At 56.2% G+C, this 23,211-nt stretch carries 19 protein-coding genes; 12 read left to right on the forward strand and 7 right to left on the reverse strand.

Annotation, left to right across the window (positions count from 1 at the left end):
- Window positions 1–1,891: 1,891 nt before the first annotated feature.
- A complete protein-coding gene (locus DJ81_RS00380; protein ID WP_094587912.1) occupies window positions 1,892–4,804 on the forward strand; it encodes a PAS domain S-box protein in 2,913 nt (970 codons plus the stop codon).
- A gap of 330 nt (window positions 4,805–5,134) precedes the next feature.
- Window positions 5,135–5,596 (forward strand): hypothetical protein, encoded by a 462-nt coding sequence (locus DJ81_RS00385; RefSeq protein ID WP_249269034.1) that lies wholly within the window; start codon window positions 5,135–5,137, stop codon window positions 5,594–5,596.
- A 44-nt stretch (window positions 5,597–5,640) separates the two neighbouring features.
- On the opposite strand, the gene DJ81_RS18570 is transcribed toward DJ81_RS00385, so the two are convergent.
- The 3 genes from DJ81_RS18570 to DJ81_RS00395 form a co-directional block, all read right to left on the reverse strand.
- Window positions 5,641–6,201, reverse strand: a complete 561-nt coding sequence (locus DJ81_RS18570) for a hypothetical protein (RefSeq protein WP_141212497.1) — start codon at window positions 6,199–6,201, stop codon at window positions 5,641–5,643.
- 66 nt (window positions 6,202–6,267) lie between these two features.
- The gene (locus tag DJ81_RS00390) at window positions 6,268–7,530 is read right to left on the reverse strand and encodes an RNA-guided endonuclease TnpB family protein (RefSeq protein WP_094526490.1); all 1,263 of its coding nucleotides are present in this window, start codon (window positions 7,528–7,530) and stop codon (window positions 6,268–6,270) included.
- A 251-nt stretch (window positions 7,531–7,781) separates the two neighbouring features.
- Window positions 7,782–8,687, reverse strand: coding sequence for a helix-turn-helix transcriptional regulator (locus DJ81_RS00395; protein WP_094523949.1), 906 nt, complete (start codon window positions 8,685–8,687; stop codon window positions 7,782–7,784).
- Window positions 8,688–8,795: 108 nt separating this feature from the next.
- Between DJ81_RS00395 and DJ81_RS00400 the strand changes: the two genes are divergently transcribed.
- The 3 genes from DJ81_RS00400 to DJ81_RS00410 all read left to right on the forward strand — a co-directional run bounded on the left by DJ81_RS00400 (window position 8,796) and on the right by DJ81_RS00410 (window position 11,095).
- On the forward strand, window positions 8,796–9,557 hold the full coding sequence (locus DJ81_RS00400) for a CPBP family intramembrane glutamic endopeptidase (RefSeq protein ID WP_094526489.1): 762 nt from the start codon (window positions 8,796–8,798) through the stop codon (window positions 9,555–9,557).
- 343 nt (window positions 9,558–9,900) lie between these two features.
- A complete protein-coding gene (locus DJ81_RS00405) occupies window positions 9,901–10,536 on the forward strand; it encodes a PH domain-containing protein (RefSeq protein ID WP_094523947.1) in 636 nt (211 codons plus the stop codon).
- Window positions 10,529–11,095, forward strand: coding sequence for a PH domain-containing protein (locus DJ81_RS00410; protein ID WP_094523946.1), 567 nt, complete (start codon window positions 10,529–10,531; stop codon window positions 11,093–11,095). The genes DJ81_RS00405 and DJ81_RS00410 overlap by 8 nt, the downstream gene beginning before the upstream one ends.
- Window positions 11,096–11,187: 92 nt before the next feature.
- On the opposite strand, the gene DJ81_RS00415 is transcribed toward DJ81_RS00410, so the two are convergent.
- From DJ81_RS00415 to DJ81_RS00435, 4 genes are all read right to left on the reverse strand, one after another.
- Window positions 11,188–11,943 carry a transcriptional repressor gene (locus DJ81_RS00415; protein WP_094523945.1) on the reverse strand — a complete coding sequence of 252 codons (756 nt, stop codon included), beginning with the start codon at window positions 11,941–11,943 and terminating at the stop codon, window positions 11,188–11,190.
- Window positions 11,944–12,076: 133 nt separating this feature from the next.
- Window positions 12,077–12,493 (reverse strand): hypothetical protein, encoded by a 417-nt coding sequence (locus DJ81_RS00420; protein WP_198948007.1) that lies wholly within the window; start codon window positions 12,491–12,493, stop codon window positions 12,077–12,079.
- A gap of 437 nt (window positions 12,494–12,930) precedes the next feature.
- Window positions 12,931–13,830 carry an alpha/beta fold hydrolase gene (locus DJ81_RS00430; protein WP_094558228.1) on the reverse strand — a complete coding sequence of 300 codons (900 nt, stop codon included), beginning with the start codon at window positions 13,828–13,830 and terminating at the stop codon, window positions 12,931–12,933.
- Window positions 13,831–14,064: 234 nt separating this feature from the next.
- Window positions 14,065–14,721, reverse strand: a complete 657-nt coding sequence (locus tag DJ81_RS00435) for a helix-turn-helix domain-containing protein (RefSeq protein ID WP_094527956.1) — start codon at window positions 14,719–14,721, stop codon at window positions 14,065–14,067.
- Window positions 14,722–14,834: 113 nt separating this feature from the next.
- Here DJ81_RS00435 and DJ81_RS00440 point away from each other — a divergent pair, with 113 nt between their 5' ends.
- The 7 genes from DJ81_RS00440 to DJ81_RS18575 all read left to right on the forward strand — a co-directional run bounded on the left by DJ81_RS00440 (window position 14,835) and on the right by DJ81_RS18575 (window position 23,072).
- On the forward strand, window positions 14,835–16,475 hold the full coding sequence (locus tag DJ81_RS00440) for an NADH-quinone oxidoreductase subunit D (protein ID WP_094587917.1): 1,641 nt from the start codon (window positions 14,835–14,837) through the stop codon (window positions 16,473–16,475).
- On the forward strand, window positions 16,472–16,744 hold the full coding sequence (locus tag DJ81_RS00445) for a hypothetical protein (protein WP_394338274.1): 273 nt from the start codon (window positions 16,472–16,474) through the stop codon (window positions 16,742–16,744). The genes DJ81_RS00440 and DJ81_RS00445 overlap by 4 nt, the downstream gene beginning before the upstream one ends.
- A gap of 112 nt (window positions 16,745–16,856) precedes the next feature.
- On the forward strand, window positions 16,857–17,780 hold the full coding sequence (locus tag DJ81_RS00450) for a helix-turn-helix domain-containing protein (protein WP_094527954.1): 924 nt from the start codon (window positions 16,857–16,859) through the stop codon (window positions 17,778–17,780).
- Between the two features lie 326 nt (window positions 17,781–18,106).
- Window positions 18,107–18,682: a class I SAM-dependent methyltransferase gene (locus DJ81_RS00455; RefSeq protein WP_342764956.1), complete on the forward strand. Its 576-nt coding sequence runs from the start codon at window positions 18,107–18,109 to the stop codon at window positions 18,680–18,682.
- On the forward strand, window positions 18,679–18,999 hold the full coding sequence (locus DJ81_RS00460) for a hypothetical protein (RefSeq protein WP_094523940.1): 321 nt from the start codon (window positions 18,679–18,681) through the stop codon (window positions 18,997–18,999). The genes DJ81_RS00455 and DJ81_RS00460 overlap by 4 nt, the downstream gene beginning before the upstream one ends.
- Before the next feature lie 104 nt (window positions 19,000–19,103).
- The gene (locus DJ81_RS00465) at window positions 19,104–20,555 is read left to right on the forward strand and encodes an amidohydrolase family protein (RefSeq protein WP_094558225.1); all 1,452 of its coding nucleotides are present in this window, start codon (window positions 19,104–19,106) and stop codon (window positions 20,553–20,555) included.
- 993 nt (window positions 20,556–21,548) lie between these two features.
- Window positions 21,549–23,072, forward strand: coding sequence for a DUF6498-containing protein (locus DJ81_RS18575; protein WP_249269037.1), 1,524 nt, complete (start codon window positions 21,549–21,551; stop codon window positions 23,070–23,072).
- Window positions 23,073–23,211: the final 139 nt, after the last annotated feature.

Consider the following 23,211-nt stretch of genomic DNA (forward strand, 5'->3'; position numbering starts at 1 on the left):
CAGAAACTGCTGACGAGTGGATTCACGAGTGAAGTCAAAAGAGTGGCAAAAATAGAGGTATTAAAACTGTGAGGAACTCAGCTTATGAGTATGATTAGTAACTGTGATATCGAAATATAGTTTCTCAGATATTATAGTTGCTGCTCAAGCAATTGGTGACTCAACGGGAGCAGCGCCCACTAGCAGTTTCTCAGATACTATAGTTGCTGCTCAAGTACTGTTGAAATCCTATTCTTCAGATATAATATCGCGTATAACAGCCGCTCAGCAGGTGCGCTTATTCACCGGTATCTGTTCGTTCCCCTATCCAAAAACCAAAGAGAAGGATAGCAAACCCGGCTACTACGGCTATCCAAAATCCCGGGTCTAGAACCATAGCAGGTGAAAACTCACTCGGGGCTAGAACCAACGTCCAAAGAGGGACACCAACCAGCAGACAAGCCAGCGCAATAAACATAAATTTGCGATAGGGATTCATCTTGTATAGATAAGTACCATTTGGCGTGAGATATATGCTCTCCCTTTCAGGGTAGTTTGTGAATGTTCTGTAGTGACCGAAACCGCGGTAAGATGTATCAAATTCTGAGGATTCCAACAGAGCTGGTTCTGTTGAAATCGTTAAGCGGTGATAGGATCGGCGTGCGAGATGCAGAAAGGATATTCAACAGGAGGACATCAAAAAGAAGAGTACAGCTTTCCAAAGTCCAATCAGCGCAAGGCCCTCTATCAAACTGGTATCGGATTGTATATTCTGTGGATAATAGCGACGACGCTGCTCATTCTCGGTCGATACACGCCGTTTCCATCGTATAAAATCGTTCACTCAGCGGTTGTAACTGGCGCAGTAGTGCTTACTATCCTAGGTGCGGGGCAACTTTTCCGGAAAGGCTACCGAAAGGTCGTCTCGGGGTAGATACGCGCTCTGCATGTAGCACAGCCTCGACAAACTATCAGCGACCAATGGTTTCAACAAAGCAATTATACGAAGTCAAGGAGAACAGCTGCGGCTAGCCGCAGGATGAATCCGACAACATGGAATTAATACACGTCCGACGGATTAGTTCGAGTTTCTAATACATACTTTGAAGCTCCCAAAACCATGACACGATAGTCAATTCAGAACAGAGAGGATTTCGAACAACCTCCGGAGGCGGTCTCTCCGCCATTCAATGAGACAGTATCCGAAACACCGACGTGGTGAACGCGAATCCTCGGAGGGTTCGTCGTTGTGCCTGTCGGTCAAGCAACCCGAAGATAACTCCGAGTCCGGCGACGCGTCAGCAACTCCCTGTGGCACAAACAACAGATGGAATCAACGGCGTCGAGCATAGGAGTATCGGCGGTTTGGCACCGCCAGTCAGCCACCAACCACGACGACTGGGTTAGATGTGAACTCCCGTAAAGCGGCGGAGTCATGGTTGCGAACCTGAAACTCCCACCGCTCGGGATTCCTCAGCCTTCAGGCGGAGGAGGATGTCAATTCAATAGAGCTAAAATTCTTGAGACGGCCTGAATCAACGTCTGTCGACTAGATGGCGACAGAGAGTCGAGGACGTACATCTGCAACCACCAGTACACCTCGAAATCAGAAGTCGGGCCGGTGGCATGGTCTGTGCGCTTCACGTGGGACGACCGCAACTGGTCAGAGAGACCACACTCCATCAATAGGGCACACCCCAACCAAGAGCGTACTAACCGGAGTACAGGCGGTGGAAAACTTGCCTCGGTGGAACGACATAGCCAATATCCTTCATCGGAAGACCTCCACGGTCTCAACTGTGGGAGGGCGTCAATCCGGCTATAGAGAGGATAAATTAGCCATCTACCGGCCCAAACAACCGGTAGCACGAGCGTAGCGTTATTGTTCTATAAACTTCAACTCACAGAGAGAATGCCCGAGGTTTTCACGCAACGACACCCGACAATTGGCGTGGTGGGGCCAGCGTCGGTCGAAACGACGCTCCAAGACGCGCAGGATTCGCTCGACGTGGCTGTTTCAATAGCACCTGCCGGACGTGACGCTCCCGGCTCAGTCGAGGAGTTCGATTGCGTGGTTGCCGCGGTAACGCCTGAGTCGGGCAGCGTCGACCGGACAGACGCCGATACAGCCGCGTCACTGACCGAGGTCAGCAACTGGACGGTCCGGAACGCCGCCCGTGACTCCGCCCCACCGGTGGTGTACGTCGCCCCTACGGAGGCATCGATCGCCGAAGCGCTTGAGGCCGGTGTGACGGAGTATCTGCCGTGGGAACTGCTCGCGCAATCGCCGACGACAGTGCTCAAGCGGGCGGTTACCGCGACGGAGGAACGGCCGACTGCCGACTATCGGACCATCTACGACAACGTCTCTGAGCCACTGACGCTTCATGACCCCCGGACGGGAGAGTTGATCCACGCGAATCGGCGGCTCTGTGAGTTGCTGAAGTATGACCGAGCGGAGCTCATTTCGATGCAGGTTGGCGATTACACTGCGAGTATCGACGGGTACGATCAGGCCGCTGCTATGGAGATTATCACCTCCGCGACGGAGAGCGGAACCGTCGGTCCAATTGAATGGCCGCTTGAGACGGCCGACGGCGAACACGTCTGGGTCGAAGCGACGCTGACGACAGTCACGATAGACGATCAGGAACTGGTGTTGGCGACCGCCACGGACGTGACCGACCGTCGACGGCAGCGCCGTCAGTTCCGCGAGATCTCGACTCATATCGATGAGGTCGTCTATCTGGCACGTGCGGACCTCTCGGAGGTTCTCTTTATCAACGAGGCCTACGCGGATTTGTTCGACCAACCGGTCGAACGCCTGTATGACGACCCGATGGCCGTTCTCGACGCCGTTCATCCGGACGACCGCGAGGCGTACCACTCGGACCTCGTCGCCATGAGCGAACACATCCGCGGGGAGGAGTCGGGGCCGTACACGTTCAGTCACCGACTCCGCGTGGACGGTGAGACACGTTGGGTTGAGGTACGCGGCTATCCGAGCCGCGGCCCGGGCGGTGCCGTTGACCGAATCGTTGGGGTCATTCGGGATGTCACCGATGCGCGACGCCGTGAGCGCGAGTACGAGCAGATATTCAACGGGGTTACCACTGCGATCGCAGTCCACGACCCCGACACGGGTGAAATGGTAGATGTGAACGACAGTTACGTCGAACTGTTCGGATACGACTACGACACGATTCTTCAACAAGGAATCAACGACCTCAGTGTCCCCGAAGAGGGGTACACTGATGAGCGCGCGAGACGGCTCATCACCGATGTCGGCGAAGACGAGGAGGATGAAACAGTCGAGTGGCGAATTGAGACTGCCGAGGGCGACCACCGTCTCATCGAAGCGAACCTCACAGTCGCGACTGTAGGCGGCCAGCGACGTGTCCTCTCGTTGATGCGCGATATTACAGAACAGAAACGTCGCGAGCGGGAGTACGAGCAGATCTTCAATGGAGTCAACGACGCTATCGCTATCTTCGACCCGCAGACAATCTCCTTTACCAGTGTCAACGATTCGTATCACGAGCTTGTAGGGTGCGACGATCTCGAGCGCATTCGCGAACTCGGTATCGAGGGTCTCAGCGCGACTGGGGACGGGTACACAGCGGAACGCGGCAAAGAACTAATTCAGACTGTCGCCGGTTCCGGTGAACCGAAGACCATCGAGTGGAAAGTCGCGCCGCCGGACGAGGAGCAATCATGGATCGAGGTCACGTTGGCGACGGCTGAGATCGGTGGTGAACAGCGAGTCCTGTCGATCCAGCGTGATATCACGGAGCGGAAGCGTCGCGAACGAGAGTTCGAACAGATCTTCAACGGCGTGACGGACGTGATCGGGATCTACGACCCGCAGACTGCGGAGCTGCTCGACGTCAACGACACCATGTGTGAGCTCCTGGGATATGACCGCGACACGATCATCGATATGGACCCAGAAGAGGTGACGGCGACGGCACTCGGATTCGATGCGGACACGATCGGAGAGGTCGTCCGCGACGTGGCCAAATCCGGTGATCCGGCGAGAGACATCGAGTGGGCGCTGCGGACCGCCAGCGGCGAGGTAGTATGGCTTGAGGTCAACGCGACGTTAACAGAGATTGGCGGCGAGCAGCGTGTGGTCACTATCGCTCGTGACGTCACCGGACGGCGTGACCGCGAAGAGCGGGTTCAAGTGTTGAACCGCGTGCTGAGGCACAACGTGCGGAACGATATGGATGCGGTCTTGGGATACACGGCTGCAATTGAAGAGACGGCGGAAGACGAGGTCGTCCGAGGATACGCCGAAAGCGTTCACGACATCGCGAACAGTCTCTTGGAACTGAGCGGTAAGGCGCGTGCCGCCAGTCAGATGCTTCAGGACAACGACCAACCGGAAAATCGCAGAGTCGGAACAGTACTGGAGTCTGTCGTCGCCGACCTCCGTGAGTCTCACGACGAAGCGACGATTCAACTGTACTCCGCGGAGGCTCCCGCACCAGCTGATACAGCTGTCTTTCGGCTGGTCTTAAGCGAGCTCGTCGAGAACGCCGTCGAACACGGTGGCGACTCCCCGGACGTCGAAATTGAGACGACGCCGTCTACGGCTAATGATGAGACGCGAATCACGGTGCGTGACGACGGACCCGGCATCCCTGACCGCGTGCTCACTCCGTTCCGAGCCGACGGTGAATCGCCGTTCCAGCACAATCACGGGATCGGCCTCTGGCTTGTCAACTGGGGTGTTCGGCAACTCGGTGGCGGTATCGAGTTCGAGCGGCCCACCGATGGCGGAACTGCCGTTCACCTTTCTTTGCCAAACGTGCTGCGCTGACACCCGACACAATACACGATGGATCCCCCAGTTGAGAGCGCGCCGATTTGAGGTGTTACGATCATCGGTATCTACGCCGAAACAGCGGACGCGTTCCGCGATCACCTCCGATCGAGCTTCGAGACATTGGGTCACGTCGTGAGACTCGCGATCAACACGCAGCAGAACCGTGAACTCCTGTTCTCGGACGCAATCACAGCGGTGTCACGGAAGCACTCCATCGATCGATTTCACCACTAGAAACACTCCGAACAGCATTAATTCACAACAATGTCAATAGCAATACGCCCTCCAACGATGAATCAACACACGCGTTCGTCATTCGACTCCGTGACGCGACGTCAAGCCCTCGCAATCGGGGCCAGCGCCGCCGTAGCGTCTACCGCCGGCTGCTCGACACTGCTTAATGCGATCGGCAACCGAGTCTTCGAACAAGTCAACCTCCTCAACCAGCTGAATCAGGAGGTCAGCGGGTCGATCGAAGTCGTAGACCCCGATGGAGAGACGGTCCTCGATACACCGTTCGACGTTCCCTCTACCGAGTCAGACGGTGAGAGTAATATCGTCGCCTACGCCGACGTATGGACCACCACCGGCGAGTATCAAGTTGACTTGGAGCTCGCGGATACCGTGATAGCAGGGACTTCACAGCTGAATCAGCGATTTCCGATTACTAATACTGAAGAGGAAATCGTCGCCATCTCTATCGGCTCGAGCGACCAAAGTGAACCGATCGCGCTTCGAGTCGGAGAGTCGTTCTCGGATCTCGGTCAGACAAACGAGACCAGCTAACCGGGGGAAAACAGTTTCGCGAGTATGCATTCGACAGCGGGTTCCTAGCCCGTGTCAGCAACAAGCAACACAAAGCGCCCGGCTGCGTGTACCAACACTGTTATCGGGAGTCCGATAGCGGCTGCTAGCACGGTAACTGAGAGTATTGTTGGAACGTTACCCACTGAAACCGCGAGTCCGAGCATTGTGAGGAGTCCGCCGACGAACGTTCCCGCCGCGACCGTCTCTATCGTTCGGATGCTATCATAGGCTAACGTCTGCGTACTGCGGTCTCCGACGAACGGGATCCCTCGACGATCTACCTCTAAGTATGCGTAACTGAGTAGTACGACTGCCAAACCGAGTAGCAAGACAGTACAGAGGAGAACGATGGCGGTTCCGCCAGCGAGTATCGACCCTTCTCCGCCGATCGCTGCTAATGACCCGAAGGCCAAAAGCGGGACAGCAAGTGCTGCGAGCGCCATCACCACTACGGAAATCCCGGCCCAGACGTAGAGCCCGTTCCGTGAAAGCCACGTGTACGCCCGATCCGAGTAAGTGTCAGAGTGTGACGTAGCTCGGTCAACCTTGGAGCTAGGCCCGCCCGTTGAGGCGTCGTCTGTCATACCGGCTGATCGGTCGTCTCCCGTATACTTCCTGTTCCGTGTCTCGGGCGGAGAAACACAGGTGAACTACCCCTGCCTACTCACCGCCTTCGGCGGCTCCTTGAGGCAGGGGCTTCCTGTTTCTACGACGCGCTTTGTAGACACAACCGCGGTGTCCGCAGGGAGCGCAGTCTCCACAGGCGTTCCTTTGGAGTGGCCCACTCCTAGTTTGGTGAGTCCGCGAGAAAGAATGTTCCACGCTGCGTTTGCGTCTCTGTCCGCCTTGAAACCACAGGCAGGACAGGAGTGTTCACGCACCCACAGCGGCTTGTCGGTTTCGACACCACACTGAGCGCACTCTTTGGAGGTTCCTTCGGGTTCAACTTCCACGAAGTGCGTGCCTTCACGCTCACACTTCGTTTCGAGCATATCGGTGAAGATATTCCACGCCGCTGACGCCGTATTGCGGCTGTTTCGCGGTGATTCGAGCATCCCTTTGACATCGAGGTCTTCGACGGCCACCAGTTCGTACTCCCGAGCGTAGTAGTTCGAGAGTTTGTGTAGGAAATCACGCCGTTTGCGCTTGATTTTCTGGTGACACGCAGCGACACGCTGACGTTGGTTCTTCCAGTTGTTCGACTCGTACTCTTTGCGTGAGAGGTTCCGTTGCTCCCGTTCGAGTCTGTCGCGTTCTTCCGAGAGGTCGAGCGATTCGACTGCCGTTCCGTCAGTGTCGTGGGCATACTTCAGGATGCCCACGTCGACCCCGACCATCTCGTCAGTGCCAACATCCTCCAACGGTGGCTTGGCCGGCGGGTCTGTGTCCATCTCGATACCGAAGATAGCGAACCACTCGCCGGTTTTCTCCTGTTTGAGCGTGACTTCCTTGATCGTGGCTTCGTCAGGCAGCGATCGGTGGTGTTCGATGGGGATATCCGCGAGTTTCGACAGAGACAACACGGTCTGACCACCCTTCTTGTCGAGTTCGAAGCCAGACTGGTTGTAGGTGAAACTGCGAAACTCCCGAGGCGACTTCCACCGAAGTTCACCGACGGTGTAGCCCTGTTCTTTGAGCTTCCCGAGAGCGGTGATATTCTTGGCAATCCGCATGACTGTGGGCTGAAGTACTTTCGAATACACGTCGGTGAGTGCATCCCACCAGTCTTTGAGGTCGGGAAGTTCGTCACGAATCTTCCGCACACGCTGTTTAACGGTGCCCTCGTGTTCGGGGATCTGGTTGAACCGGTACAGGGCGTGGTTGTAGAGTTGTCGACAGGTATCGCGGTGGTAGTCCAACGTTTCTCGCTGCCGCTCGGTTGGCTTGAGGCGATACCTGTAGTTGTAGTTCATTCCACGCACTTCGAGAGAGGCGTGACAGACGTATCAACCCTGGCCGTCCGGAGTGAAAGTAGTCGCCCCGTGGGCCTGTGCCCCGGCAACAAGCACGTGTCTGAGAGACGATGACGGCGGTGTATCCTCTCCCTACTGCGCTGCTTGTCCGCTTGGGCGGACTGCGCTGCTCGTTGAGGAAGGGGGATTACCGCCTGTATTCAGCTAAAATCAGTGTCTCTGTGAAGCTTCCAACGGTATTGTCGCCGTGGTCACTGTGTCAGTCCTGTATCGCTCGCGTCGTAGCGACGAATGCGACAGTTTTCGTCGAGATCGAACTCGACTGACCCGTCAGCGAGACGGACTACAACCTGTGCGGCGGTCGGCACCGCGTCACCGGTACGCACGTTGCTTACCTCCGTAAGACTGTGCGGTCCGATCTGCGCATCACGCGGACGCAGGCCGTGTGTCGCGTACAGTGCCTCAACGGCGTGATGCCCCAGGACCGTCTGTGCGATCGGGATCGGATACGACAGCCAGCAGGTGTCACATGCCGCGGTGGCATACGGTACGTCTTGGTGGAGATACGTCTCTGGAACGGAGTCACGGGGGAGCGACAACCCCGCTGATCCCCAACAGTGCGGGCAAACCCCGTTACGCAAGAGCCGGATATCACACGCGTGGTTTCGGAGCGTGACATCGATAACTGCGTCGAGTGACCGGTTTTCAGTTGCTCGCGGCGGCGTCGGGTACGCCACAGCGGCGCCGTGGTCCGGACAGCCGATATATAGGTAGTGCTCTCGGTACGCGGCGACGAGATTCCGATCGCAGTGGGGACACCCATACTCCGTCTCCTGCTCTTCGATTTCGTACCGTTTGTCGCCATTTTGTGTCTTATAACTCCCCGCCCGAATTGCGGCGACGATTTCCAAGGCGGCTATTCGGGGACGGTACCGCCCGTCCACCTTCTGAATGAAGCCGTCTTGAAGCTCAGACAGGTGGTAACTGAATCGGCTTGTGTCCTCGACGCCCACTTGCTCTCGTAACTCGGAGAACGTTGGCCACCCGGACGACCACGCTTCGTCGTACCGATCTGCGAGAGTTAGCAGGATTCGGACCCGAGTCTCGTCGGTCAACGCTGCATACGCCGACTCACTTGCCTCACGCTCACCCGTCATTGGTGTATGATAGTGCTGTTGTTTCCGGTCGGGTATTTGATTTGTTACTGAACCAACTTAATGGTCGTCCAGATAACACTTACCACCCAGTCACCCGTTCCGTCATCTATGGTCGATTTGCCCTCCACGCTAGAAGCGACCGTTCCGAATCAACTTAATGATGAGACTGGTGTCGCCAGTGCGGTGGCGTTTCTCGCCTTCACGATACCGATCACTGTCGTGTTGAACTTGGCTGCCTCACTCGCCGCTGTCTCAGCCGTCGGTTCCGATGCCGGAGCGACGCTCATATTTATCGCTGGAAGCATCGCGACCGAACTTTCATTCCTGCTCGTTGGTATCGGGTACGTTTCATTTCGCTCGTCGTTCCAAGTCCCGATTCACGTTCCAGACCGAGACGGCGTTCCTGCTCTTGTCGGCGGACTGGGGCTGAGTTTCGCGACCGCGTTCCTCTCGCTTGTAAGCACTGACGCGGTTCTTCCGAGCGTCGAACTCTCTCCTGGATTCATGCAGTACACAAATCTCGCAGCACCGACGGGTGTCGGCCTCGTCATCGCGGCAGTCCTGTCGCTTGCGTTGATCGGTCCTGTCGAGGAGTTCTTTTTCCGGGGCGTCATCCAGCAGCGACTCCGTGCGTCGTTCTCGGCTAGAACCGCGATCGGTACGGCCAGCCTCGTGTTTGCGCTGTTTCACGTCTACCCGGTCCTCCTTCTGTCGCCGCCGATTGCCGCAGTTGCCCATATGACGCTTTATTACTCCGTGATGGGAAGGATATTCGGGTGGGTGTTCGAACGGACCAGTACCTTCGTCGCCCCTGCGCTCGTTCACGGTGTTTTTAATGCCGTGATCTTTGTCGCGCCCCTACTCACCTAAGATCCAGTGGATTCGCGTTTCGGGGATTGAAACACTGCTCTGGGATTAACATTCGAAAGGGTACACCGTTGAGGTAGCCGCCGGTCGGAGGCGGTATTCAAATAAGTATCCGACTGATGAGCATATCCCATCGCCGTGGCATAGTCTGGTGGGATCACCCATCATTTCTCGCGCTCTCCACTGGCTTCTGGGGCGGTTTTTGACCGATCTGCGCCAGCGATGTGGCCGGGCATTTGGCGTCGTGTTCCGTCTCCTCGATACCCGTTCAGCTACCTCTTGCGACACTGCGTTTCGAACCGTGGATTTCCCCACTATTTTGAGGGTCGGTCATCTGGGATAATGTATGTCTGATACGGCCCTCCAGGACATATCGGAAGACGGCTCAACGGATTCCTCAGAGCTGGATCTCGACTGGCTCACGCTTGAAGACGGCGAGTCTATCCAGTGGTCGAGTACCCCGCACAAGTACAGCGTCCTTCCTGCGTTTATCATCGGGATTCCGCTGTCACTCGTCCTTATTGGCATCCCAATCGTTGCTGCGTCCTATCTTCAGTACACCAATACGAACTACGTGGTCACCAATCGCGGCCTCTACAGCAAACGTGGGGTACTCTCACGTGACGTCCAACAGATTGGGTTCGACAAAGTCCAAAACATCTCGTACTCACAGTCGGCGCTCGGCTCGTACTTTGGATACGGCTCCGTTGACGTCAGTACAGCGGGCGGATCTGGGATCGAACTTCAGTTTCGGAGTATCCCTGCCCCGGCAGCAGTTCAGGAACTGATCGCCAGAGAAATTGACAGCCGACAGCAGACCGAGTCCGACTCGACGAAAGAGGATGTTCTTGATTCGATTCTTATGGAACTGCGCGTCATTCGGCAGGCGGTCGCCGACGACCAGAGCGGGTCCCAGGCCGATTCGACTGCCCCGTCTACTGACGAGGCAATCCATACTGACACAAGTAACACAGATGAGTGACAGCTGGTGGTATCAACACGACGATGAACGCGTTGTCTGGAAGGGTCGCCCGCGTCTCTCAGCGGCTCTTCCAGACATAATCGTCGGAAGCGCCATCTCTGTGTTTGCCCTTGTCGGCGCTGTTAGCGTCGACTTCTGGTTGTTCGCGGGGGTGCCCATCGGCGTTGCGGTTCTCAGTTGGGGGCTACTCAGGGTACGACGGACGCAGTATCTCTTGACGACCCGAGCAGTATGGGCAAAGCGGGGCGTCCTCGGACGAACCGTTCGTCGTGTCCATGTCGATAAAATCCAGAACACTTCGTTTTCTCAGTCCGTCACAGGCTCGTTTTTCGGTTATGGGAAAGTGTCCGTTGAGGTCGCCGGAGGACGCGATCTGGAGTTTCGGCGGGTTGATAACCCGAAGAACGTCCAGACAACGCTCGCGGAGTACATGGGGAGTGAAGAGTACGCAATCCCCGGGTCTCGAGAGCAGTGGGAATCTGTCCTCAGTCTTGTCCGTGAAATCCGCGCAACGGTGGCACCCACCAGAGATGCTAGCGAGCCTGTAAGCCGAGAGTAAAAGAACTCATACTGGGTTTTAAATTGTCCGCCGCCAGTCTGGGGGGCTGTCAGTTACTGTGAGTCGTCAGCGCCACCAGCGTCGGCGAGAGATTACGTGGTGACCGGGAGATCAGTTTGCGGTAGGACAACCCGTATATAGATGATCAAGTAGGAGACTGTCGCGAGAAGATACACACTGACTGTCGGCAGTGGCGGCCAGTCCAAAATAAAAATCGCGAACGCTACCCAGAATCCGGCTAATAGAATCCCACACAGTGAGACGACATGTAACCCTTCTTGTGACTGAACTTGGAGGTCGCTCCCCGTCATCAACCGGACGCTGATCATCGCCACAGTAAGTGTCGCCCAGGTCAAGACCGGGAGCCCGAACACTGTCCATATGGTGACCGGTAACTGTGGAGACTCACTGAGCAATATTGGCCACCCAACTATCCCGAGTGCCGCCCAGCCAATGCTCCGCAAGAGCTCTTCTCGGAAGATTGAACGGACGCGTGGGTGGTCAAGGAATTCGCGGAGGGGATGCGTCGGAGTAGTCTCGTCAGCTGTCAGCGCTTGTTTTCCTTCCGGCGACAGCGGCCACTCCGACTCAGGATGGTTGAGATAGTACAAGGTCAGTGAATCAGCGAACGACTCCGTCGTGACGACCCCGTGTTCCTCGAGTTCCGTTAACCGGTTCCGGACAGTCACCTTTGAGACGTCTGGCTTGATCTGCTGTTGAATTTGCTGGAGCGAGAAGAACGGCCGATCTGCTCGATACATCGTTTCGACGACGTGGCGGCGGGTGAGTTTGGTGTTTACCCGCTTGTCCTGGGGCAGCTTTTCTGCGATCCAAGGTGGGAGGGCCATGTGTTATCGGTCGGTCACGCGCAATATCTTAGCGAGTCAAATTGTATGTTTTGCTCTGGCGGGGCCACAGAGCGGTGCGGTGCTGTTTCAGCAAGCGAGACCGCTTTGGAGACCGTGAGGCTGGCCAGAAGAGTCAGGTAGTCGCTGTCGAGCCTCTGCCCGTCGGGTGAACGTACCAGTACCAGAGGGAAGTCACGGCCGTGACCGCGACGTAACCGAGGGTGATCCACCGAGCGGGGTATCCACTTCTTATGACGAGATACACCGCGGCGACACCCCCGAGCATGATCCCGAGGGCAAGGCTTACGGATATTCCGCCTGTCGTCTGGACGCGAAGATCCGACTCGGTCACGGTCCGGATTCCGATAGCACTTGCCGTCAGCACGGCCCAGGTGACCACGGGAAGTCCGAAGACCGTCAGGGGTGTCGTGTTGAGCCAACTAACTTCCATCGTCACTAGCGGCCAGCCGACGAGTCCGACTCCGAACCAGACGATACTTCGTAGCAGTTCCGTACGTACGATTTCGCGTATTTGTGGCGTCATGTCCACGCACCCACATAGCATAGCAACCGGTAAAGCAGCGCCGAGAATTTTGCGTTCACAGAGGTGGGCTTTCCGGGCACGAAAGAGGGTTTGTACCCGGAAAGCAGAGGTATCGCGTCACGGGCTGCGCGCCAGGCGGTCACCAGCCAGTCGTATTAAGCTAGGCGTGAATTGTGGGAGACAGCGAAGGCTCGCAGCCAACCTTGAGCTGTCTCTAGCGCGACGTTGCTGAAACTATTTGTAGCCGAGAATTTTGTCATTCTATTTTTCAAAAAACACGTTCGATGGCATTCCGAAGTCCCTTGCGGGTACGAATAAAGACAGGGCTCGATCCCCGGGTGAACTCCGAGACAGACGAACACCCAACAAGTGAAATCGAGGGCATGCCTCCGGCGGGCAGTAGTAGCTTCCGGCGTGACTGAGTTGAGAGCATGATTGTGCGTTCATCTTGATTCGAGATGCTGGACTAACTCTTCAGACACCTCTTCCCGCTCGTGGTGGACCCAGTGTGATGTATCGGGAAACATCCGAAGTTGCCCATTCTCGCAGTAATTGAGGCTCTTTTCGGCCATTATAGGGCGGAGAGCGATGTCATCCTTCCCCCAGCAAATCAGCGTTGGGTGGGCAATTGTGTCGCGTGGAGGATTGTCTGACCGACGGAATCCCCGGTACCAGTTGATCCGTGGCTTGATGCCGGTATTTTGCCAAGCTTCCTTATAGCGCTCAATCGTTCCTGTATCAAATGTACCCTCATTTGACGTGATTTTGAGGGAATCAACCATGTTGGCCATGTCATTTCGGCCCAGAAGCCATTCGGGGAGTTTCGGAACCTGATAGAACCACACATACCAGCTCCGAAGGATCTGTTGGGGGCTCGACCGGAGGGTCTCTTGATACACTGTCGGGTGGGGAACATTCAAGATCCCGAGGTGATTGACCATCGATGGGTGCCGGAGGGCGACATTCCAAGCGACAAAGCCACCAAAATCGTGTCCGACTACGTGGGCTGACTCCCTACCTTCGCTGTAGATCAGTTCACAGACATCAGATGCGAGATTCGAGAGCCGGTACGCATCAACCCCATCGGGAGCTTCGCTCAGATTACAGCCCCGCTGATCAGGAATGACGACACGAAAACCTGCTTCGACCAGCGGAATAATCTGGTCACGCCAGCCGTACCAGAAATCGGGGTGCCCGTGAAGAAGGACGACGAGTGGAGCATCGGGATCGCCGGCCGCCACCACATGTAGCTGGACGTCGTTAACGCTGCGATAGGTCGATTCCAGGTCGTGATCGGCTGGTAGCGATACCTCAGTACTCGGGGGGGTTGTTGTGACTGACATCAGTGGAGGGTTGAAACGCCAACCGTGTTTTGAATATATCCCACGATCATCGAATTGTACTCTCGTGTGAGCGAGGATACGGTACGTAACCGAATACGATAATTGCCGCACCCATGAGGTCACTTTTGAATACAGAAAATGATCGGCTGGGTCTGGCACGGACCGACCTATTGTCCTCATAGACGCCCTAACTCACACTGCGTAGCAGTACCTCAGAATAGAACAGTGTTTAAGTTACTGAATGATTTCGTTAAATACACGTTCTTCGACTTTTCGAAGATGTTCACCGACCGTTCCTGGAGTGATTCCAACGACCTCACTGATGTCTTCAAGCGATGCTTGTCGAGGTTCCCTATAATACCCTAAATCAACCGCCGTCTCCAGAATTTCTTCTTGCCGAGACGTAATCATCCTGCTAAACGATGATCCGTCGGCTTCGTAATCACCCGTTTCAAGGACATCAACTGACATATATTCTACATTCTCGACGTACTCGTACAATTTTCTGAATATCTCATCAGTCCCCAGATACGTTATCTTAAGCGAATCATCAGTGGTAAAGCGGATAGGTGTATCAACCACCAAAAATGATTCTCGCTGTAATTCCAGTGCCCGTCGTACCGGTTCTGTCGGTTCGAATTGACTCACAGCCATCCAACGGTCCGCTCCGGCAGTCAGATAACTGATCACATGAAATGACTCCTCCATAATCTGTCTGTACCGTTCTTGACTACCACTTGCCTCGGCAAACAACAGCACAGTGTCATCAGCGAGAAGCTCAACGTAGTGAATGGCTCGCCGATTAATAGAAGGGTCATCTGTTAGCTTCTCTCCGAGCGGATGAAACGCACCACCGTCACTTGGTTTAACTAACACTGTGAGATAGCGCATGTACCGAGATACAGTGTATTTGACTAAATTATCATGGATTCCGTATTTATACACCACCACTGGTGAGGCAGCGTTCCTACCAGACTGGGACGTGAACTGACACCCGCTAGACGATGCAACGGCAACAACGCTTGACCGCTGATCGACTCGCGGATGAGGCGGTCACGGCCCTCCCCGACGACGCCGTCGTCAGCCGTGAAGTACACGAGAACGCCCCCGCGGTCGTGATCCGTGCCGACCGGGTCCGCAGGGCCCTTTCAGTACTTCGCTCAGAAGTGGGGTTCGACCACTGTTCGTGTGTGACTGCCCAAGAGTACGAAGACCGCTTCGAGACAGTGTATCACCTCACCAGCTACGACAACCGGACGTGCGAGCTGTCCGTCGTCGTCCCGACAACGAAGGATAACCCGGTGTCTGAATCGGCCGCGCCGGTTTATCGGACGGCTGAGTGGCACGAACGGGAGGCCTACGACCTCGTCGGCATTACGTACGAAGGGCACCCGAACCTGCGACGGATTCTCCTGCCGGAGACCTGGCAGGGCCACCCGCTGTCGATGAACTACGATCGGAGCCAGCCCCAGATTGTGTCGCTTTCCGAGCACGCCAATCCCATCAAAGAGGACAGTCGTCAGGGTGATACGATGTTTCTCAACATCGGACCACATCACCCCTCGACCCACGGCGTGCTCCATCTGGAGGCAGTCCTAGATGGTGAGCAAGTGATCGATGTGGAGCCGGATATCGGGTACATCCACCGGTGTGAGGAACAGATGTGTCAGCGGGGAACCTATCGTCATCAGATCATGCCATACCCCGACCGATGGGATTGGGGCGGAGCGGGATTACTCAACGAGTGGGCGTACGCCCGCGTCATCGAAGACCTAGCCGATATTGAAGTTCCGGAGTACGCACAGGTCGTCCGGACGATGAGCGCTGAGCTGTCGCGCATCCTCTCGCACTTGTTGTTCACTGCGATGTACGCGCTGGATGTTAGCGGCGAGTTCAATGCCACATTTATGTACGGTTTTCGAGATCGGGACCGCGTTCAGGATCTATTGGAGGACCTGACCGGCCAGCGGATGATGTTCAACTACTTCCGGGTCGGCGGCGTTGCCTGGGACGTTCCGGAGCCACGCGATGAGTTCTTCGAGAACGTACGCGCTTTCACCAACGATCTGCCACGGAAGCTCGAAGAGTACCACGACCTGTTGACGAGCAACGAGGTCTTCCAACTGCGTTGTGTTGACACCGGCAAGCTTCCAGCGAAGGTGGCAAAGCAGTACGGAGTCACTGGACCAGTCGCTCGCGGCTCCGGTATCGACTACGACCTCCGACGAGACGACCCGTACGGCTACTATGATCGTCTCAAGTGGGACATCGTCACCGAGGACGGCTGTGATAACTTTGCCCGCGTGCTTGTCCGGCTACGAGAGATGGAAGAGTCGGCAGCCATCGTCGAACAGTGCGTCGATCTCCTTACAGACTGGCCGGAAGCAGATCGAACCTGTCAGGCCAACGTGCCGCGGACGTTGAAACCGTCCGGTGAGTGCTACAGGGCCGTTGAGGGTGCCAAGGGTGAACTCGGAATTTACATCCGCGCAGACGGCACTGAGACTCCCGCACGGTTCAAAATCCGGGGACCATCGTTCTCGAACCTGTCGGCACTTCCGGCGATGGCAGAGGGAGAGTATGTCGCCGATCTCGTCGCAACCCTCGGAAGTCTCGACACCATCATGGGGGAGGTGGATCGATGACGATGTCCGATTCTAGGGTGTGGGGAGACGACGCCAACCAAGAAGTGACCTGTATCGCCTGCGGTGCGACGCTCGACCGCGAGGACGCCCGAGAGTATGATAAACACGGCGACCGCTGGAGCCGCGAAGGCAAGGAGTTCGAGTACCTCTGTAAGCCCTGTGATCGTGAGTGTTGTCACCAGACCCGCGACGGGCTCGAAGAGGCGCTCCTAGCGGCTGGAGCCGGACGAGTCGACCGCGAGACGTTCCTCAGACGGTTCTGTCAGTGACCCACGACTGAAGTCGTGGGCTTGTCAGTGGAGTTCGCATTGTACGGATATCGGGTGCCAGTCGTGACACCTCATGATCATGTTTCAATAACACAGCGACGTGTCACTCCCTATGGAGACCGAACGAACAGCAGACGAGGTCTTCAACCTCTTGGCCGACGAGATACGACTCGACATCCTCCGAACGGTCGCGTACGCACAACACGAGGAAAAACGGACGGGCATCGCTTCGCTGTCTTTTTCCAACATCTACGACCGCGTTGACGTCGACAGCACGTCGAAGCTATCGTACCACCTCGGAGAACTCACAGGGGTGTTCCTTCGAAAACATAACGACGGCTATGCGTTCACTCACGCCGGGGAACAGCTGGTCCGTTTCGTCCTCGCTGAGAACTACCGTCAGCCTTCTGAAATCAGCCCGATCGAGACGGACGGTGGCTGTCTGTTCTGCGGTGAGACGACGGTTCGGGCGGTGATTGAAGACCAGTATTTCATGGTGTACTGTACGGCCTGCGATCGAGGTGTAAACGCGTATCGGGTCAGGCCGGCCCAGGTCCGCGAGCGCACCGGAGAGGACCTGATCGACGCCGTAACCCGAGAGCAAGCCGGTGACCTGCTCAAGGCCCGTCGCGGCGTGTGCCCGGACTGCGGTGGCTGTATCGAAACTGGAGTACAGGACGCCGCGGACATCCCGTTCCCGGACGAACGGCCCGTCTCGTTCATCACTACGAGCGAATGTCGGGACTGTTTACGGTTCCTGAGCCTCCCGTTGCCCGTCGCCGCGGCGTACCATCCGGAGTCGATATCGTTTCACTGGGAGCACGGCGTCGACGTTCTGGGATCCGGCGTGTGGGAGTTCAACCGTTATCTTCACGACGGCCGGTGGACCTCCGAACGGGTTAGCACTAACTCCCACGAGTATCGCGTCGAGCTACGGCGTGACACCTCCACGCTCCGACTGTTCCTCGACGAGAGTACCACCGTCACACGCACTGAGCGCGTGCGACGCAGAGACCAGAGCAAACGCAATTCGTAATAGAATTACTACAAAAATTCCGTTTAGCGAAACGAGCCGTTTCTGACATCAATCGAGGATTTCGACTCGTATAGGTGTGTTCGCGCTATATCGCTCAAATTCGATTTTGAAACGGTTCCAATAATATATCAATACTTCGATAAATATTATGGGTGGGCCGCGCGACGATCCGAGTGTGGAACACGGTGTTCAACGAGATGACGTCAACAGAACACACGGAACGTGACCGACATCGAGAAGCGAAGCGGACTGACCGCGGCACGGTAGCGAACCGGCCGATGTCAGTCTCGGAGATCAAAGCGTCCTACGCCGAGTTCGCGGACGGGATGAGTCGGCTCGAATGGCTCGATCGGATCGTCATCGGACGCCGTCGCCGCCACCGATTCAGCGACGTGGACGGCAGAGTGTTAGATGTCGCCTGCGGCACCGGAACGAACTTTCGGTACCTGCCCGAGACAGTCGAACTCGTGGGGATCGATATCAGCCCGGAGATGCTGTCGAACGCCGATGAACAGCTCGCCGATCTCGGGAGAGACGGGACGCTCTTGGAGATGGACGCACAGGATCTCGCATTTCCGGACGATAGCTTCGATGCGGTGATCTCGGCGCTATCGACGTGTACGTTTCCGGATCCGGTTGCCGCACTCCGGGAGATGGATCGAGTCTGTAAGCCGGACGGGACGATCCGTCTCATAGAACACGGGCGGAGCGATGTGAGGCCGATCGCCCGGTTCCAAGAGTGGCGCGCCGATCCCCACTACGCGAAGAGCGGATGTCGCTGGACGCAAGAACCAAGCGAAATCGTCGATGAAGCGGGGCTCTCGATCGAGGAGACCGACACCGGATTGTTCGGTATGATAACTACCTTCGAGATCACGCCCGGAGGGGGTGACGACCGGTGATAGAGCCGTCTTCCGGCGCGTTTGAGTGGCTCGCAGTCGGTGTCCTCCTGACGTTCGCGGGGGCACTGATCAAGTTCCACGGGTGGACGTTTCTCCTCGCAGGGTACGACGAGACTGGAGAGATTCCGGACGACGTGGTACAGGATATTGCGGGGAACTCCGTTCTCCGTGTCGGCCTTGCCGTGTTCGCGATCGGTATTCTCGTCTCCGTGACGAACCCACCGTCGTATCTCGGTGTCTTGGTCGGCGCTGGAATCGTACTGGCCGTGCTGCGGATGATCTACCGATTGAACACGTGGTCGCCACGGACGGCCTGAGCGGATGCTGACGACCGCACCAGCGACCGGAGGCCGGGAGCTTTCCCTGCCGAGCGGTCACCGTTCCCGAACGACTTTCGCGGTTCGGCTACCGTGTGCCGATCATGACTGATCTCCTGATTCACGACGCGATCGTGGTTACGGTGGATCACGAAAACCGGATACTGGAGAATGGCTCCGTTCGAGTGACCGACGGAACCATCTTGTCGGTCGAACCGACTGAGCCCGCAGATCGCCGATCGACCGCGGAACACGTGATCGATGCGAGCGGCAAGGTCGTGATCCCTGGTCTCATCGACGCCCACCGTCACACCGATTTCACCCTTGTGCAAGGACTGTTCAGTGAACTCCCCGGTGACGAATTGCTCAAGGAAGCCTTCGCGTTGTATCACACGGCCGAATCGACTCTGGGGGACGATTTTTTCGAGGCCGCGTGGCGGCTCGCCTGCCTACGCCAACTCACACACGGCGTCACAACCGTCAACGCGATGGATTTCACGCCGGAACTCGGGGCGGAAGCGATCGGTGAGACTGGATTACGCGGCGTGATCGGACCGGAACTCGCTGACTTCCTCACCCCTGCGTCCGCAGCCGAACAGCTCGTAGACGCCCGACGGTTCATCGAAACCTATCACGATACTTTCGAGGGACGAGTCACGGCGAGTATCGCACCGGGGGGCGAAGCCGGCTGTTCACGGACGCTCTGGGAGGGTGTGGCCGAGCTACGGGCGGACTATCCCGGCTTGCGACTTCATACACATCTGTATGATTCCGCCGCGGCCGACACGATGGCTGCGGGAAGCGGCACCGATGACCCACTCGACTTACTCGACCGGTACGGCCTCCTTGATGAGCGAACATTACTCACCCATCTACTACACGCAAGCCGAGACGACGCACAGCGGATCGCCGATGCCGGCGCACACGTGCTTCACTGCCCAACCGTTTACAGTTACTTCCAAGCTGGAACACAAACTTGGTTCCCACTCCCCGCACTCCAAGAGTTCGGCGCGAACGTTGTCATCGGCCTGGATGATCCGTTCTGGTTCGATTCCTGGGATCTCATTCAGGAATCCAAACACGCCCGGTTATTGGCGAACTTCGAATACGGTGCTCAGCAATGGTTGTCGTACGATCTCCTCAAAATGCTCACCATTAATGCCGCACGCGCACTTGGCCTCGGCGGGAAGATCGGGAGTCTCGAACAGGGAAAACGCGCCGACCTCGTCGTCATCGACGTCAATACGCCGCGCCATCAGCCGTACAGCAACATTCCTTCAGTACTGATGAACACCGTAACTGCGGGAGACGTTGAGACGGTTGTCGTAGAAGGTGACATCCTGATGGAGGACCGGTCGATCAAATCTATGGATGTCGAGACCGTTCAAACAGCCGCAATCCGAGAGCGAAAACGTTTTCAGCGATGTACTGGCTGGGAAACGTCCCTCGCTGGCAGTACACCGCCGGACAGATCGATACTTCGACGCGTGTCTGGACGGCTCCTATTGAGAGCGATAAAACAGTATGGCCGCGGCGTTGTCAACCAATACCTGTGAAGATTAGGTCAGTAGCTGATGGATCGGGAACACAGACAGGTGAATCGCCTCGGGGTCAAGTACCAGGGCATTCTCCTTGTGTTCAGTAAAACCGCGGTATGACATCACTAAATTTATTTGAGTATCTCAGCCAATTTGATCTGGTGTAACGGGGACACCACATCAGAGGCACATTCTTGAGTATACTATCACTAGTGTTGTCGGGACCTGTATGTCCTAACTTGATACATTGAGAGTCACCGATATTCTCCACCATCGGTGCTATAGTCATAAAACGACCAGATATCCTACCTTGGTGACTCTGTATACTTAGACCAATGCTTCTCGTCAAGTCTGTATTATTAGCTCTTGGTTACAGGGGGAATCAACGCACAGATACTACAGAAGACGATGGTGTACGTATTTCAATATCCAATTCCTCGGAGACACAAGTTCCACGAGCAACTCGAAGTTAGCATCCACAAGGACTGGCGGGGAAGAGCCCTCGACAGGCTGTTGTCGGAAATAGACCACCAGATCCGACGACCTAGAGATCATCTAAAAGCCAGTTCCCGAAATCACGTTGCTTGTCGCCCGCTCGGTACGGATCTTTCAGCACTACCTGCGGCAACTCAGTACCGACAGCGTTGAGAGCCATGTACTTACAACAGACACTCTATCCGATCGGACTGGCCAGTACCAACATTGCAATAGGCTGGCTGCTTTATTACTTATCTGAGCCGGTCCTAGGAGGGCTTGTCGTCGTGGTTGGGGTCTTTGTCATCCTCACCTCAATAGGAAGTACTCTCAGTCGGTATAAACCCGTACTCAGTGATCAACACTGACTCCAGCAACGATGGCTTACTACTATTAGATCCGCTACCGGTTAGGTACATGAATGCCCTCCACAGCATCTGTTCAAAAGTCACGAGACAGAACTGTGATTGATCCTGATGGGTCTGTGTTCCACGCCCAGGGTACGCGCAGCGGGTCGCTTTGTCACCACATCCGTAGATGAGCTCAGCAGCGACAACTCACAATACGGGAGATAGTCGCCTCCCGGATCCCGAACTATCGGCCCTCCTTGTGGCGAATCTGGTTCCGGTTGTCGGGATTGTTGTTTTCAACCTGTCGGTTTTAGAACTGCTGACGTTATATTGGCTTGAGTTCGGTGTTGTCTGTTTTTGGGCGGTTGTTCGAGCGACGTTTGCCGGGCGGCCAATGGAACGGAACGGGGATCCAATCCTGTTGGGGGCGATTGCCACAAAACAGACCTCCATTTCAGTCCCGCTGATCGGTGCTAACGTCCGACTACTGACGATTCCGACACTTTTGTTCGTGGTACCGATCCTCATCGGACTGTGGCTGTTCGTCGGGGCATTAGTTGTCGGCCCCGTAGCAAGTGTGAATCCGGATGCCAACATCTCGTCGTGGCTTATTGCTGGTGCGTTTGGAATTTTCATCGCAGCAGGATGGCGAACAGCCACTACGTACTTTCGAGATGGTGATTACCAAGATCACAACGTCGCAACCGCTCTTCAGAGTGTTGTCACGGAAGGCGCAACAGTACTCCTCGCAAGCATCATCGCGCTGCTCACCGCAGCTCTGGTTGTCTCTAACGGCGGGGGTGGAGAGACCTCTCGTGCGGTTGAACGGGTTGCGACGGGACCACTTGTCGCAGTGGTAGTCTCAATTAGGCTCCTCACCGATCTCGCAGAATACTACTACGATGGCCGTCTCGGTGCGGGATTGTGGTCACTTGTCGGCCGTGGAGACGCATACAGTCCCCCGGAGCGTGAGACAATTGAGACAACGCTATCAGGCAATCCCACAGTTTTGCGGCCGTCGCTGTCGGGACGGCTGCTGCCTACGGCCTCACATTTCCGGACACACCCTGGACTATGGTTGCTGACACCACTCGCCTTTCTCGCCGCATCACTTGCTGTATTTGATGGTGCTACCCAAATAGCGGGTGGCATCATGCTTCTCGGGATCGGCGTCCCGCTTGGTCTCATCCATCTCGACTACTGGATCCGGTACGCTGGTGTTGAATACCGGCTAGATTCGGACACCATTGTTGCGACTGATACCCTGTTTCAAACCCCTCTTTGGCGGTACGAATCGCTAGCTGATCATGAGGTCCGAATCGAACGTGACGCCGTCGACAGGTGGTTGGACACCTCGACGGTACTCGTTGACCGCGGTGGCAGGCCGACCAAGCTACCACGACTCGAAGATACGACCCCAATCACGAACTCACTTGTCGACGCGAGTACCGCAGACAATGACGCTGGTGCGAATTGGAATGCGAATACACACGAGCCAGACACTATGGTGGAAGTTAGCATCGAATTGCTGCGGCTAGACGGTACAGCACCTCGTATCTCGCTTGCGTCGGTGGCTCTGTTCGGAGTCGTCTCACTGATTGCGTTGGTGATAGCTGCTCAGTTTGAAGGCGGCGTAGCAGCGGGCGTCTTCGTATTTTTGTTCACTGCGATTCCGCTCGTCGGGCTTATCATCTATCAGATCAAACAATAACTAACGCTGTTGACCCTCCAGTGTTAGACTGCGGCTCCACGAATTTGTGACACTAACTTCTACTGGTGAGGTGTCGGTGCTACATACTCTATTTGACAGATGAATGCTGGTGGACAGGGTGGAGGGCCGTCCTTCCAGC

The organism is Halorubrum sp. Hd13, from assembly GCF_002252755.1.
Taxonomy (GTDB): Archaea; Halobacteriota; Halobacteria; order Halobacteriales; family Haloferacaceae; genus Halorubrum.